A 12,899-nucleotide genomic window follows, 5' to 3' on the forward strand; every position below is an offset into this window, starting at 1 on the left:
GCGCGCTCAGCTCCGTCGTCCGGCTGCGGCCCGGACGGGCTGGCCCGCCGAACCGAACAGCCACATGATGCGGCGGGCGAAGCCCTGCGCTCCCTTGCGTCGGGCTCCCGACCCGACCGCGGCCTTCATAGCCGAAAGCCGGTCCGGATCCACGACCAAAAGTTCCGCCGCCCGCATGCGAGCCGTGTCGTAGTCGGGGGCGACACCGTCGATCAGGCCATAGTCGAGGTCGGAGAAGGTCACCCCGTAGCGATCCCGCAGCCAGAGGGCGTCCGTCGAGGCGCGGCGCACGGCCTGAGCGACCTCCGGCCGCAGACGCGCCGCCTTGCGGCCCGGCACTTCGGCGTCGGCCCGTTGCACTGCGTCACGGAACCGGAGGAAGCCCATCGCGTCGCGCGCCGCCCTCACCTCGGGCCCGTGGTCGGCGTCGATCAGGAGCGTGGCTGCCTCGGCCGAGATCGACTCGTTCGCGTCCGACGAGCGCAGGATAACCGGCCCGACGACCGGCGCGACGTAGCGCGAGACGAAATCCGACACAATGTCTCCGTCGACGAGCGCCGCCCGCTCGAAGAGGTGGACATCCACCTTCCGCCCGAAGCCCTGCTCGACCAGCGGCAGCTCGCGTCGGAGTTGGTCGCCGTCGATCGACCGAATGGGGCGGCCCCGTTTCGCTCCCTGCTGCATCCGCGACGCAAAACGGCTCGCCGGTTCGCGGACGTACATCACGACCTCGATGTCCTGAGACAACTCCTCGAGCCGGCGACGGAAGGCCGCGTAGTCGGTTTTCGTCGGGCTACGGAAGAAATACTCGCTGCTCAACACCAGAAGCGCGGGATCCGCCGCCTCGACCGTGCGGCGGATGCCCGCCCACATCGCCTCCGCGTCCGTCCGAGCGGCCTCCGGGTCCGCGTGGTAGCGTCGCGCCATCGTGGGCGGCAGATCCGCCACCGCCATGAACAGGGGGCACAAGTAGCGATGGTTCTCGCGGCCCTGTCCGCCGTCCGGATAGCAGACGCCCTGCTGCAACAGCGATCGGCGTGCGTTGAAGAACGACGTCTGGAGCGCGGTCGTGCCCGTCTTGCTCAAGCCGATGTGAAGAATCACCTTCATGCAATGCCCTCCCCGCAACGGCGTCGAACCGTCCCCTCGCATCTCGTGCTTGCCTAGCACGGCGGGGAAGGTTGCCGATGGTCAACGCGTCAGGACGGTTAACAACGATGCCGAAGTTCTGCCCGGTGTTTGTCTTTTAACAGGCTGCTGAAGGACGCGGTTTGAAGAAAACCGATATCGCCCTCGGGGCAGCGGCAGCGGGGTAGGGATGCGCGGGACGGGTCAGGGTCGCTCTTCAGCCATGTCGATCTCGAGGAACGTATCCCGGCGCGCCGCCGCCCGGCCGCGTCCGGGCGGCGGCGAGCTTCGCCTCTCCCCGCGCCGAGGCGATCACCCGCGCCCCGATCAGCTTGCCGATCTCCACCGCCGTCAGCCCGACGCCGCCGGCCGCGCCCGTGACCAGCAGCGTCTCGCCCGGCTGCAGCCGCGCCCGCCAGCTCAGCGCCACGTCCAAGGTGCCATAGGCGATCGGGAACCCCGCGACCTCCGCATCCGCCGAACACGCCGGAGACCTCGAGGCCGGGCGAGAACGGCAGCGGCGGCTTCTCCCGCAGCCGAACCTCGCCCGGCCCCGGCTCCGGCGCCTCCACCTCGTCGAGCCTCAGCGCCTCGCCAAGACCATGAATCCGCATCGCCCGCATAGAGCATCCTCCGCCCGACCGCGCCAAAGGAGCACGGATGCCCGGCCGAGGAAACCGCCCGCCGGACAGCCCCGGAGGATCAGGCGGCGAGGAACTCGCGCACGAAGCGGGTGGCGGGCCGGGCCCGGATCGCTTCGGGCGCGCCGATCTGCTCGATGCGGCCCATCGACATCACCACCACGAGGTCGGCGAGCTCCATCGCCTCGTCCTGGTCATGGGTGACGAAGACGGTGGTGAGCCCGGTCTGGTCGTGGATTTCGCGCAGGCCCGTGCGCAGCTCCTTGCGCACGCGGGCGTCGAGGGCGCCGAAGGGCTCGTCGAGGAGCAGCATCCGCGGCTCGATGGCGAGCGCGCGGGCGAGCGCGACGCGCTGGCGCTGGCCGCCGGAGAGCTGCGCCGGGTAGCGGCGGGCGATGTCGGGAAGCTGGATCAGGGCGAGGAGCTTGTTCACGCGCCGGTCGATCTCGGCCGCGGTCGGCCGCTCGCGGCGCGGCCGGGCGCGCAGGCCGTAGGCGATGTTCTCGAACACCGTCATGTGCTTGAAGAGCGCGTAGTGCTGGAACACGAAACCGGCGCGGCGCTGCTGGACGCTGAGGTTGGTGGCGTCCTGGCCGTCGAAGCGCACGCGCCCCTGGTCGGGCCGCTCGAGCCCCCCGAGGATGCGCAGGAGCGTCGTCTTGCCCGAGCCCGACGGCCCGAGCAGCGCGACGAGAGCGCCGGACGGGATGGCGAGGCTGACGGGATGGAGCGCGGTGGTCAGGCCGAACTCCTTGGCCAGGTCTTCGATCTCGATGTGCATGGTCGACTCCCCCTTGTCGGATCAATGGCGGCGGCTGGCCGCGAGCTGGTCGGCGTAGCGCCATTCGAGCGCGGACTTGAGCGTCAGGGTCACGAGGGCGAGCAGCGCCAGCAGCGCGGCCATCGTGAAGGCGGCGACCGAGAGGTATTCGTTGTAGAGCATCTCGATCATCAGCGGCATGGTCGCGGTCTGGCCGCGGATCTTGCCCGAGACCACGGCGACCGCGCCGAACTCGCCCATGGCGCGGGCGTTGCAGAGCAGGACGCCGTAGAGCAGCGCCCAGCGGACGTTCGGCAGCGTCACCGTCAGGAAGGTGCGCCAGCCGGAGGCGCCGAGCGTCAGCGCCGCCTCCTCTTCCGAGCGGCCCTGTTCCTGCATCACCGGGATGACCTCGCGGGCCACGAAGGGAAAGGTGACGAACATCGTGGCGAGCACGATCGCCGGGACGGCGAAGACGACCTGCACCCCGTGGGCGATCAGCCATGCTCCGAAGGCCGAGTTGGCGCCGTAGAGCAGCACGAGGCAGAGGCCGGCGACGACCGGCGAGACCGAGAACGGCAGGTCGATCAGCGTGATCAGGAAGGCCTTGCCGCGGAAGTCGAACTTGGCGATCGCCCAGGCGGCGGCGAGGCCGAAGATCGCGGTGAGCGGCACGGCGATGGCCGCGGTGATCAGCGTGAGCCGGACCGCCGCGAGGAGGTCGCGGTCGCCGAGCGACGAGATCGCGGCGGCGAGGCCGTTCTTCAGGGCCTCGGCGAACACCGTCGCCAGCGGCGCGAAGAGCGCGATCCCGAGCAGGCCGACGACGACGGCGATCAGGGAGCGGCGGAACCAGGACGGCTCCTCGGTGGGCGAGGCGCGGAGCGCGGGGCCCTCGCGGCGGGGCGGGTCGATCGCTGCGTCAGCCATGGCGGGCACTCCGGGCACAGGTGAAGCGCCGTCCCGGGGCGGCGGGGACACGGGAGCGAACGGCCGCGAGGCGGCCGGCCGGGACAAGGGCCGCGGCGAGGATCGCGAGCGACCCGGCGGGGCCGAGGGCGAACGGCGCGAGCGGCGCGGCCCCGGGCGCCGACGCGCAGGCGGCGGCGAGCAAAAGGGCGGCGGGCAGAAGGGCGCCGGTCCCGGGAAACGCGGGGTCGCGAGCGGCCCGGGACCGGCTGGGAACGGCGCGGGCGGCGGGGACCGCATGCGCCGTGTCGGAGGCGGAGCGTCCGCGCATCAGCCGAACCTCCTGCGACTCCAGACCTGGATCAGGTTGATGGCGAGCAGCATCGCGAAGGAGATCGCCAGCATGGCGATCGCGATGGCCACCGCGCCGTCGTAGTCGAACTCCTCCAGCCGGATGACGATGAGGAGCGGCGCGATCTCGGTCACGCCCGGCAGGTTGCCGGCGATGAAGATCACCGAGCCGTATTCGCCGACCGAGCGGGCGAAGGCGAGCGCGCAACCGGTGAGCAGCGCCGGCGACAGCGTCGGCAGGATCACCCGCACGAAGGTGCGCAGGCGCGAGGCGCCGAGCGTCGCCGAGGCCTCCTCGACCTCGCGCTCGAGCTCCTCGATCACCGGCTGGACGGTGCGGACCACGAAGGGCAGTCCGACGAAGACCAGCGCGACGAAGATCCCGAGCCGGGTGTAGGCGATCTGGATCCCGAAGGGGGCCAGCGCCTGGCCGAACGCTCCGTTCGGCGCGTAGAGCGTGGTGAGCGCGATGCCGGCCACGGCGGTCGGCAGCGCGAAGGGCAGGTCCACGGCCGCGTCGATCAGCCGCCGGCCCCAGAAGCGGTAGCGCGTCAGCGTCCAGGCGACCGCGAGGCCGAAGACGAGGTTGAAGAGCGCCGCGTAGAGCGACGTCATGAACGACAGCCGGAGCGCGGCCCAGACCCGCGGCCGGTTGATCGTCTCCCACAGCCCTCCCGGCCCGATCGACGCCCCCTCGAACAGGAGCGCGCCGATCGGCAGGAGCACTACGGCCGAGAGCATGGCCGCGGTGATGCCGAAGGAGATGCCGAACCCCGGCAGCGGCGACGAAGCGCGAAAGGCGACCCCTCGCATTGCGCTTACTGTCCGACGTAGATCTGGTCGAACACGCCGCCGTCGGCGAAGTGCTCGGGCTGCGCCTGGCCCCAGCCGCCGAAGTGGTCGATCGAGACCAGTTCGAGCTTCGGGAAGCGCGCGACGTCCTCGGGGTTCGCCGCGGACGCGTCCCAGGCGCGGTAGAAGTTCCTGAAGGCGATGGCCTGGCCTTCGGGCGAATAGAGGTAGTCGAGATAGGCCTTGGCCGCCTGCGCCTGCGCCTCGCTGTGGATGTTGCCCTCGACGATCGCCACCGGCGGCTCGGCGAGCATGGAGACCGAGGGGAAGACGATGTCGAACTTGTCCTCGCCGAGCTCCTTCAGCGCGAGGTGCGCCTCGTTCTCCCAGGCGAGCAGGACGTCGCCGATGCCGCGCTGGGCGAAGGTGGTGGTCGAGCCGCGGGCGCCGGTGTCGAGGACGGGCACGTGGCTGTAGAGCTTGCCGACGAAGCCGCGGGGGTCCTCGCCGTTCTGCTCGGCCCAGGCCCAGGCCGCGAGGTAGCTCCAGCGCGCGGCGCCCGAGGTCTTGGGGTTCGGGGTGATGACCTGCATGCCGTCGGCGATCAGGTCGTCCCAGTCCTCGATGCCCTTGGGGTTGCCCTCGCGGACGAGGAACACGATGGTCGAGGTGTAGGGCGAGGAATTGTGCGGCAGCTTCGACTGCCAGTCGGCCGGGATCTTGCCCGACCGCGCCGCGATCGCGTCGATGTCGGAGGCGAGCGCCAGCGTCACCACCTGGGCGTCGAGCCCGTCGATCACCGCGCGGGCCTGGCTGCCCGAGCCGCCGTGCGAGGCCTCGACCGAGACCGGCGGGTTGCCGGCGGCCGCCCATTTCTCGGCGAAGGCGGCGTCGATCTCGCGATAGAGTTCGCGCGTCGGGTCGTAGGAGACGTTGAGGAGCGTGAGCGCGTCCTGGGCCGCGGCGGGCGCGGGCGCAAGCCCGGTCCCCGCCAGCACGGCCGCCAGCGCCAGCGCGCTCGCGCCGGCGAAGGGCCAGCGCCGCCGGGCGGCCGGCGTCTCGGTCGCTCGGCGCACGGGCTGGGGCGCGAGATGCACGCCGCCGAACATGTCGACGACGAGGGTCACGGCCTCGGGCGCGGTCCGGGTTTCGACGGCGGCGGCCGGCGTCGTCTCGGGGCGCGCCTCTCGGGGCAGGTAGCTGTCCATGGATGCCTCCAGTGATTTCCCCATTATCACGACAGACTCTATCGTGTTTAGCAAGAAGAAGATCCCGGAAAGTTAATCCTGTGTTGTCAGCGCGTTAGATGTTGGTCGCCGCCTCGGCGTCCGCCACGATGGCCGAATCGTCGGCCATCAGATCGGCCAGCGTCAGCGATTCGAGCATCAGGAGGTAGCCGGCGAAAAGCTCGCCGAAGACCTTGCGCAGGCGGCAGGTCGCCTCGTCCGCGCAGTCGTCGCAGCGGCGGTAGGCGAGCCGCGACAGGCAGGGCAGCGGCGCGATCGGGCCGTCGACGAGGCGGAGCACCTCGCCGATGGCGATCTGGCGCGGCTCCTTGATCAGGAAGTAGCCGCCGTCGCGGCCGCGGCGGCTGCCGATGTAGCCGCCGTTCCTCAGGTCGATCAGGATGTGCTCGAGGAAGCGCTTGGGCGTGCCGCCGCGCTCGGCCACCTCCTCGATGCGCAGCGAGCTTCCTCCACGGGCGCGTTCCTCGCCGAGGACGATCAGGGCCTTGATGGCGTATTTCGTCTTGAGTGACAGCATCCTGCGACCCGAAGTAGGGCATCGGGTCCGCGAATGAAAGCCCCGCGAACGGCGCGAGAACGGGATCGAGCGCCCCCTCGGCGGGGTCGAGAAGGACGCCGCCTCGGGGCATCCGCCACGACCACGGCAGCCAGTACATGTCGCGCGACTTCCAGACGGAGATCGCCTGGCTCGTCGCCGGCCTTCGTCCGCGCCCCGGAGGGCAACGGCTGCGCCGAGCGCTTCATCCGGACGCTGAAGGAGAACCTGCTGGGTCAGAACCTTCCGCACCGTCAAGGAGCTCCGCCTCGCCCTGATCGAGTTCCGGCGGACCTGCAACGAAAGCTGGCTGATCGAGCGGCACGGGCACCGCTCCCCGGCCCGGTTCCGACGCGACCGGATGGACGTCATGCCATTGGCCGCATAATCGCAATCGGGTGTCTTGTCTTATGATGACGGTGGCTCTCTCTATAGGCAGATCGACATTATCCGTCGACAGGCGGGGTGCGTCGTCAACGGCGCCCCTTGTCCGCGATGCTTGCAGGATGTTCGCCACAGAACCGGGGCGAGCGCATGGGCGCCAAGGTCCGGGGGCGGTTTCCTCGGCCGGGCATCCGTGCTCCTTTGGCGCGGTCGGACGGAGGATGCTCGATGCGGGCGATGCGGATTCACGGTCTTGGCGAGGCGCTGAGGCTCGACGCGGTGGAGGCGCCGGAGCCGGGGCCGGGCGAGGTGCGGCTGCGGGTGCTCGCCTGCGGGCTCAACTTCGCCGACACGCTGATGGTGGCGGGCAGGTACCAGGAGAAGCCGCCGCTGCCGTTCTCGCCCGGCCTCGAGGTCTGCGGCGTGGTCGACGCGATCGGGCCGGGGGCGGAGGGGCTGGGTCCGGGGCAGCGGGTGGCGTCCTATGTCGGGGCGGGCGGGCTCGCGGAATACGTCTGCGTCGCGGCGGCGCGCTGTCTGCCGGCGCCGGAGGCGATGGCGGATGCGGAGGTCGCGGGGTTCCCGATCGCTTATGGCACCTCGGACGTGGCGCTGAGCTGGCGGGCGCGGCTGCGGCCGGGCGAGACGCTGCTCGTCACCGGCGCGGCGGGCGGCGTCGGGCTGACGGCGGTGGAGATCGGCAGGCTGATCGGGGCGCGGGTGATCGCTTCGGCGCGGGGGGAGGCGAAGCTCGCGGCCGCCCGGGCGGCGGGGGCGGACCACGTGATCGACGCCGGCGCGGACCTGCGGGCGGAGGTCAAGGCGCTGGGCGGGGCGGACGTGGTCTGTGACACGATCGGGGGGGCGACCTTCGACGCCTGCCTGCGGGCGGCCAACGTCGAGGCGCGGATCCTGCCGATCGGCTTCGCCGGGGGCGAGCCGACGCTCGTGCCGGCGAACCTGGTGCTGGTGAAGAACCTGACGGTGATGGGGCTCTACTGGGGCTCCTATGCGACGCTGAGGCCGTCGGTGCTGACGGAGAGCTTCGCGCGGCTGTTCGCCTGGTGCGAGGCGGGGCGGCTCAGGCCCCATGTCAGCCACGAGCTGCCGCTCGAGGCGGCGAACGAGGGGCTGGAGCTGCTGCGGACCCGGGCGGCGACGGGGAAGGTGGTGGTGCGGGTGGCCGAAGGGTAGGCCCTCGCCCGGGGAGGTCGCCGCGTGCGCGTCCGACCCGGGCCGGCGGGCGGCGGGACGGCGCCCATGACGGTGGTTTCTCTCCGCCGGGAGGACCGCAGGCGCATTCGCGGGTTGCGGCGACGGGCGGTCGGGATCAGCATCAGGGAAACAGGCTCGGAACGGGAGGCGCGGGTGCGGAGGAATTTGTGGGGGCGGCTGTTCGCGGCGGCGATCCTGTTGCCGCTGGCCCTGGCGGCCTGCGCGCCGAGCCAGGCGGTGCGGAGCGAAGCGGAGTGGCCGACGCGGGACGTGCTGGCCGCCTACGGCGAGATGGACGCCGGCCAGTTCGTCGTGCCTGCGATCCCTTTGAGGTATCTCACCCCCACGACCGTGCGCCAGCTCGTCGACTTCTGGACGGACGAGCCGCCGGGCTCGATCGTGGTCGATCCCTATTCGTACTTCCTCTACTATGTGATGGGCGACAACAAGGCGGTCCGCTACCGGATCGGGGTGGGCGCAGCCGGGCGGACCTTCGCCGGACGGGCGAGCGTGGGGTTCAAGCGCGAATGGCCCTACTGGACGCCGACCGCCAACATGATCCGGATCGAGCCGGCGCTCTACGGCCCCTGGGCGGGCGGCATGGCGCCGGGCCCCGCGAACCCGCTGGGGGCGCGGGCGATGTACCTCTACCGGGGCGGCCGGGACTCGATGTACCGCATCCACGGCACCTACGAGCCCGGGTCGATCGGCAATTCACAGTCCGCCGGCTGCATCCGGATGTTCCAGCAGGACGCGATACACCTCTACGGCAAGGTGCAGATCGGCGCGCGGGTGCGGGTGCTCGGGCCGGCCGAGACCGGACTCGGGACATCGCCGAGCCGGCCGGCCTGAGGCCGCGCCGGGCTGCGGCGGCTATTGCGGCGGCGTGTGCGTCGTGCCCCGAAGGCTCGCGAGGTTCGCGGCGACGGTCCGGTTCGAGGGGTGATCCGCACCGAACGATGGTTCGGCGGGAAAAGTCGGTGTTGCCAGACACGATACCCGTCTCCGGCTGATCCTTCGGCTTTCTCCCCGGATCGCACTTGCCGGGCGCCGGTGGCGCCCGCGCGATCCGGTCGGCACGCGCCTGCCCCGGATAGTGCAGTCGCGTGCCGATTTCGCCAACGGTCGAAATCGGCGGGGACATCGGCGGGGTCTCCGCATCAACCGGAGGCCGTATGAGCCCTTTGATACCGGCGAGTCTACCAGGCCGCCCCGGTGCAACACGGGCTAACACGCGTGATAGGTAGGCTAGCTGCCTGATTGCACACGATAAAAGTGTTAAGGGTCAAAAAGGTTCGCGAGTCGTTTCATGAGCCCGCCGGTATCAGAGCCACCCGCGGAGCTTGAAGATCCAGTAGGAGCCGACGGCGGAGGCGACCATCAGGCCGAGGGCTATCGGATAGCCGAAGGCCCAGTGCAGCTCCGGGATGACGTCGAAGTTCATGCCGTAGATCGAGGCGACCAGCGTCGGCGGCAGGAAGATCACCGCGGCGACGGAGAAGATCTTGATGATGGCGTTCTGCTGGATCGAGATCATCCCGAGCGTGGCGTCGAGCAGGAAGTTGATCTTCTGCGACAGGAAGGTGGTGTGCTCGTTGAGGAAGCGGGCGTCGCGGGACAGCGACTTCAGCCGGGCGCGGGTCTCCTTGCCGGCGCGCGCGGCGGCGAGGAAGGCGATGGCGCGTTCCAGCGTCACCAGGCTGGCGAGGACGTGCGAGATCATGTTGGCCTCGGCGCCGACGGCTTGCAGCACGCCGCGATAGCCCTGGCGCGCGCTGTCGGCGCCGCCGTCGAAGACCTCGGCGGCGACGCCTTCGATGCGCCGGCCGGTTTCCTCGAGCAGGTCGGCGAGGCGCTCGATCACCGCGTCGAGCAGGGCGAGGAGCACGGTCTCGCCGTCGGCGCAGCCGAGGTCGAGGCGTTCGGCGCGCAGGGGGAAGGTCTCGAAGGCGCGGGGGGTGTCGTAGCGCACGGTGACGAGACGGGCGCCGGCGAGGATGAAGGTGACGGGCGTGGCGGTGGGGCGGCCGGCGCCGGCGCGGACGGGCAGGGTGGCGGTGACGAAGGCGGCGCCGTCGACGTGGTACAGGCGCGAGCTGTCCTCGATCTCGACCATCTCCTCGAGCGTCGGCACGTCGATGCCGAGGAGCCGCTCGACCAGGGCCTCCTCCTCGTCGTCGGGCGCGAGCAGGTCGATCCAGACCGCCGCTTCCGGCGTGGCCGCGAGGTCGGCCACGGGGCGGAGCCGTCCGTCGGCGAGCGTGAAGGCTCGAATCATGCGGCTCTCCCCTGGCCGGCGCGGCGGGCATCCTGCCAGCGGCGGCGGGGGAGGAACACCCCGGGCGCGCGGCCCCGGCCGCGGCTACTCGGCGGCGATGCGGTCGCAGAGGCCGTAGGCCTGGCGGACGAACTCGGCGAGGCGGGCGGCGAGCGCCGCGCGGGGGCCGGAGCCGACGTAGAGGCCGACGTGGTAGGCGGGGAGGTCGGGCAGCGCGCCGCCGTGGCGGATGGTCTCGCAATGGGCGGGGACGGCGCTCTCGAGCTGGACGCAGATGGCGAGGTCGGCGGCGACGGAGGCGTCGACGGCGGAGAACGACTCTGCGTCGACGGTGAGTTCCCATGGCATCCCCGCGGCTTCCAGCGCGTCGATGGCGGGGCGCTTGAACAGGCAGCGCGTCACCGAGGCGAAGGGCAGGGGGCGGGCGCGCCATGACTGGCCGCCGGGCGCGCCGACCCAGACCAGCGGCTGGCGGTCGAGCGACACGCCGCCGGGCTCGATCTCCGGCTCGGTGGTCAGGATAACGTCCATCTCGCCGCGGGCGAGCTGTTCCTTGAGGTTCGCGGTGTAGGTCGAGTGCAGCCGGACGCGGACGCGGGGGAACTCGGCGGCGAAGCGCTGCATGGCGCGGGGCGCGTGCGGGTGGATGATGTCGTGGGGGACGCCGAAGGCGACCTCGCCCTCGAAGGCCTGGTTGGTCAGCCGTCCCCAGGCCTCGTCGTTGAGGGCGAGCATGCGGCGGGCGTAGCCGGCGAGCTGCTCGCCCTGGCCGGTCAGCGCGACGCCACGGCCGGAGCGGTCGATCAGCGACTGGCCGGTGGTCTCCTCCAGCCGCTTGAGCTGCATCGAGACGGCGGACTGGGTGAGGTTGAGCTGCGCCGCCGCGCGGGTGACGCCGCCCGCGTCGGCGACGGTGACGAAGGAGCGCAGGGCGGAGAGGTCGAGGTTTCGGGGCATATCAATGTCCGTGATGGGCGACGCCACGTCTATTCGTTTCTATCATGCCCCAGTGAGGAGTATGAATCAAGCATGGTGATGCGATGTTCGCTCACCATTACGAATCAAGATGGAGCCAGAGCGATGTCCGCCACGACCCGGCGCATGCTTCCGACCTTTTCCTGGCCTGGCCTCGCGGCCTTCCTGCCGGGCTCGACCCTGGCGAGGGTCGTGGAGTTCGATCGCCGCTGGCGCGAGCGCGAGGCGGTGCGGCTGCTCGACGACCACCTGCTGCGCGACATCGGGGTGACGCGGGGCGACCTTGAGGCGGCGCTGAGCCGGCCCGAGGAGGCGCGGCTACTGCGCCGCGAGAACGAGATCGAGGACTGACGGGCCGATGGCCGCGACGATCGCCGCCACCCCGGCGGCGTTCGGGTGGATCATGTCCGCCTGCATGAGCGGCCGGGCGGCGTCGGGGTCGGTGAGATCGCCGATCCCGGCGAAGAAGTTGGGGTAGAGCAGGGTCTCGTGCTTCGCCGAGAGGTCGGTGAAGATCGCGTCGAAGGCGGCGCGGTGGTCGGGGCCGAAATTGCCGATCCCGGGCACGCCCACGAGCAGGACGGGCAGGTCGCGCCCGGCGATGGCCGTCAGGATGGCGTCGAGGTTGGCGCGGGTCTCGGCCGGGTCGATCCCGCGCAGGAGGTCGTTGGCGCCAAGCTCGACGATCACCGCGTCGATGTCGGGGGTGAGCGTCCATTCCACGCGGGCGAGGCCGCCGACGCTGGTGTCGCCGGAGACGCCGGCGTTGACCACGCTCGCGTCGGGGGCGCCGTTGGCGTGGAGCCAGGCCTCGAGCTGGGGGACGAAGGCCTCGGGTTCGGCGACGCCCCAGCCGTGGATGAGCGAGTCGCCGAGCGCGGCGATGACGACCGGATCGGCGGCCGCCTGCGTTGCGAGGGCGAAGAAGGCGGTTGCGGCGAGCTTGAGGATGCGGGGCCGCGTCCCATATGCCTCGGGCGTCGTCTTCGAGGGTTCCGGTCTCATGTCGTCTCCCGTCATCGCGCTCGAGGATGTCGAGCTTACGCTCACGGGCAACGCCGGGCCGGTCAAGATCCTGCGCGGCGTGACGCTCGACGTGGCGCAGGGCGAGACGCTCGGGCTGGTCGGGCCGTCGGGGTCGGGCAAGTCGTCGCTCCTGATGCTGATGGGCGGGCTGGAGCGGGCCACGGGCGGCGCGGTTCGGGTTCTGGGCCAGGACCTCTCGGCGCTCGGCGAGGACGCGCTGGCGCGGTTCCGCCGCGGCCGGGTCGGCGTGGTGTTCCAGTCGTTCCACCTGATCCCGACGATGACGGCGCTCGAGAACGTGGCGACGCCGCTGGAGCTGGCCGGCGCGGGGGACGCCTTCGAGCGGGCGGCGGCGGAGCTGGACGCCGTCGGGCTCGGGGCGCGGCTGGATCACTATCCGGCGCAGCTTTCGGGCGGCGAGCAGCAGCGGGCGGCGCTGGCGCGGGCCTTCGCGCCGCGGCCGGAGGTGCTGCTCGCCGACGAGCCGACGGGGAACCTCGACGGGGCGACGGGGGCGGGGATCATCGACCTGTTGCTCGGGTTGCGCGACCGGCACGGGGCGACGCTGGTGCTGGTGACCCATGCGCCGGAACTCGCCGCGCGCTGCGACCGGGTGGCGCGGCTGCGCGACGGCAGGGTCGAGGCGTGATGCCGACTC

General features: G+C 71.3%; 13 protein-coding genes and 2 pseudogenes. 5 read left to right on the plus strand and 10 right to left on the minus strand.

Going from position 1 to position 12,899, the window contains the following annotated elements:
• Window positions 1–6: 6 nt before the first annotated feature.
• The 7 genes and pseudogenes from KBA23_RS03625 to KBA23_RS03655 form a co-directional block, all read right to left on the minus strand.
• Window positions 7–1,152 (minus strand): hypothetical protein, encoded by a 1,146-nt coding sequence (locus tag KBA23_RS03625; RefSeq protein WP_290736998.1) that lies wholly within the window; start codon window positions 1,150–1,152, stop codon window positions 7–9.
• Between the two features lie 247 nt (window positions 1,153–1,399).
• Window positions 1,400–1,751: pseudogene (locus KBA23_RS03630) on the minus strand (NADPH:quinone oxidoreductase family protein); the annotation flags it as partial.
• A gap of 79 nt (window positions 1,752–1,830) precedes the next feature.
• On the minus strand, window positions 1,831–2,550 hold the full coding sequence (gene cysA, locus KBA23_RS03635) for a sulfate ABC transporter ATP-binding protein (RefSeq protein WP_290737000.1): 720 nt from the start codon (window positions 2,548–2,550) through the stop codon (window positions 1,831–1,833).
• A gap of 21 nt (window positions 2,551–2,571) precedes the next feature.
• Window positions 2,572–3,459: a sulfate ABC transporter permease subunit CysW gene (gene cysW, locus KBA23_RS03640; protein WP_290737002.1), complete on the minus strand. Its 888-nt coding sequence runs from the start codon at window positions 3,457–3,459 to the stop codon at window positions 2,572–2,574.
• Window positions 3,460–3,768: 309 nt separating this feature from the next.
• Entirely contained in the window at window positions 3,769–4,602 is an 834-nt protein-coding gene (cysT, locus tag KBA23_RS03645) for a sulfate ABC transporter permease subunit CysT (protein WP_290737004.1), read from the minus strand.
• A gap of 5 nt (window positions 4,603–4,607) precedes the next feature.
• The gene (locus KBA23_RS03650) at window positions 4,608–5,789 is read right to left on the minus strand and encodes a sulfate ABC transporter substrate-binding protein (RefSeq protein WP_290737006.1); all 1,182 of its coding nucleotides are present in this window, start codon (window positions 5,787–5,789) and stop codon (window positions 4,608–4,610) included.
• Between the two features lie 94 nt (window positions 5,790–5,883).
• Window positions 5,884–6,345, minus strand: coding sequence for an Rrf2 family transcriptional regulator (locus tag KBA23_RS03655; RefSeq protein WP_290737009.1), 462 nt, complete (start codon window positions 6,343–6,345; stop codon window positions 5,884–5,886).
• A 97-nt stretch (window positions 6,346–6,442) separates the two neighbouring features.
• Here KBA23_RS03655 and KBA23_RS03660 point away from each other — a divergent pair.
• The 3 genes and pseudogenes from KBA23_RS03660 to KBA23_RS03670 all read left to right on the plus strand — a co-directional run.
• Window positions 6,443–6,751: pseudogene (locus KBA23_RS03660) on the plus strand (IS3 family transposase); the annotation flags it as partial.
• Between the two features lie 224 nt (window positions 6,752–6,975).
• Complete coding sequence (locus KBA23_RS03665) at window positions 6,976–7,941, plus strand: NADPH:quinone oxidoreductase family protein (RefSeq protein WP_290737011.1); 966 nt, start codon at window positions 6,976–6,978, stop codon at window positions 7,939–7,941.
• A gap of 174 nt (window positions 7,942–8,115) precedes the next feature.
• Window positions 8,116–8,814, plus strand: a complete 699-nt coding sequence (locus KBA23_RS03670; RefSeq protein ID WP_290737013.1) for a L,D-transpeptidase — start codon at window positions 8,116–8,118, stop codon at window positions 8,812–8,814.
• A gap of 472 nt (window positions 8,815–9,286) precedes the next feature.
• Here KBA23_RS03670 and KBA23_RS03675 read toward each other — a convergent pair whose 3' ends face one another.
• Both KBA23_RS03675 and KBA23_RS03680 read right to left on the minus strand, forming a co-directional pair.
• Complete coding sequence (locus KBA23_RS03675; protein WP_290737015.1) at window positions 9,287–10,240, minus strand: magnesium transporter CorA family protein; 954 nt, start codon at window positions 10,238–10,240, stop codon at window positions 9,287–9,289.
• A gap of 84 nt (window positions 10,241–10,324) precedes the next feature.
• Window positions 10,325–11,197: a LysR family transcriptional regulator gene (locus KBA23_RS03680; protein WP_290737018.1), complete on the minus strand. Its 873-nt coding sequence runs from the start codon at window positions 11,195–11,197 to the stop codon at window positions 10,325–10,327.
• Between the two features lie 123 nt (window positions 11,198–11,320).
• Between KBA23_RS03680 and KBA23_RS03685 the strand changes: the two genes are divergently transcribed.
• Entirely contained in the window at window positions 11,321–11,566 is a 246-nt protein-coding gene (locus KBA23_RS03685) for a DUF1127 domain-containing protein (protein ID WP_290737020.1), read from the plus strand.
• Here the strand turns inward: KBA23_RS03685 and KBA23_RS03690 are convergent.
• Window positions 11,534–12,220, minus strand: a complete 687-nt coding sequence (locus tag KBA23_RS03690; protein ID WP_290737022.1) for an arylesterase — start codon at window positions 12,218–12,220, stop codon at window positions 11,534–11,536. The two genes, KBA23_RS03685 and KBA23_RS03690, sit on opposite strands and share 33 nt — an antisense overlap.
• Between KBA23_RS03690 and KBA23_RS03695 the strand changes: the two genes are divergently transcribed.
• Window positions 12,219–12,890 (plus strand): ABC transporter ATP-binding protein, encoded by a 672-nt coding sequence (locus KBA23_RS03695; RefSeq protein WP_290737024.1) that lies wholly within the window; start codon window positions 12,219–12,221, stop codon window positions 12,888–12,890. The two genes, KBA23_RS03690 and KBA23_RS03695, sit on opposite strands and share 2 nt — an antisense overlap.
• Window positions 12,891–12,899: the final 9 nt, after the last annotated feature.

Source organism: Amaricoccus sp., assembly GCF_017995835.1.
In the GTDB taxonomy this organism is placed as follows: domain Bacteria; phylum Pseudomonadota; class Alphaproteobacteria; order Rhodobacterales; family Rhodobacteraceae; genus Amaricoccus.

Bases quoted from the DNA above. Each gene is read 5' to 3' on its own strand.
- KBA23_RS03625 (WP_290736998.1), bottom strand. From the start codon at position 1,152: ATGCGAGGGGACGGTTCGACGCCGTTGCGGGGAGGGCATTGCATGAAG.
- cysA (WP_290737000.1), bottom strand. From the start codon at position 2,550: ATGCACATCGAGATCGAAGACCTGGCCAAGGAGTTCGGCCTGACCACC.
- cysW (WP_290737002.1), bottom strand. From the start codon at position 3,459: ATGGCTGACGCAGCGATCGACCCGCCCCGCCGCGAGGGCCCCGCGCTC.
- cysT (WP_290737004.1), bottom strand. From the start codon at position 4,602: ATGCGAGGGGTCGCCTTTCGCGCTTCGTCGCCGCTGCCGGGGTTCGGC.
- KBA23_RS03650 (WP_290737006.1), bottom strand. From the start codon at position 5,789: ATGGACAGCTACCTGCCCCGAGAGGCGCGCCCCGAGACGACGCCGGCC.
- KBA23_RS03655 (WP_290737009.1), bottom strand. From the start codon at position 6,345: ATGCTGTCACTCAAGACGAAATACGCCATCAAGGCCCTGATCGTCCTC.
- KBA23_RS03665 (WP_290737011.1), top strand. From the start codon at position 6,976: ATGCGGGCGATGCGGATTCACGGTCTTGGCGAGGCGCTGAGGCTCGAC.
- KBA23_RS03675 (WP_290737015.1), bottom strand. From the start codon at position 10,240: ATGATTCGAGCCTTCACGCTCGCCGACGGACGGCTCCGCCCCGTGGCC.
- KBA23_RS03680 (WP_290737018.1), bottom strand. From the start codon at position 11,197: ATGCCCCGAAACCTCGACCTCTCCGCCCTGCGCTCCTTCGTCACCGTC.
- KBA23_RS03685 (WP_290737020.1), top strand. From the start codon at position 11,321: ATGTCCGCCACGACCCGGCGCATGCTTCCGACCTTTTCCTGGCCTGGC.
- KBA23_RS03695 (WP_290737024.1), top strand. From the start codon at position 12,219: ATGTCGTCTCCCGTCATCGCGCTCGAGGATGTCGAGCTTACGCTCACG.
- KBA23_RS03690 (WP_290737022.1), bottom strand. From the start codon at position 12,220: ATGAGACCGGAACCCTCGAAGACGACGCCCGAGGCATATGGGACGCGG.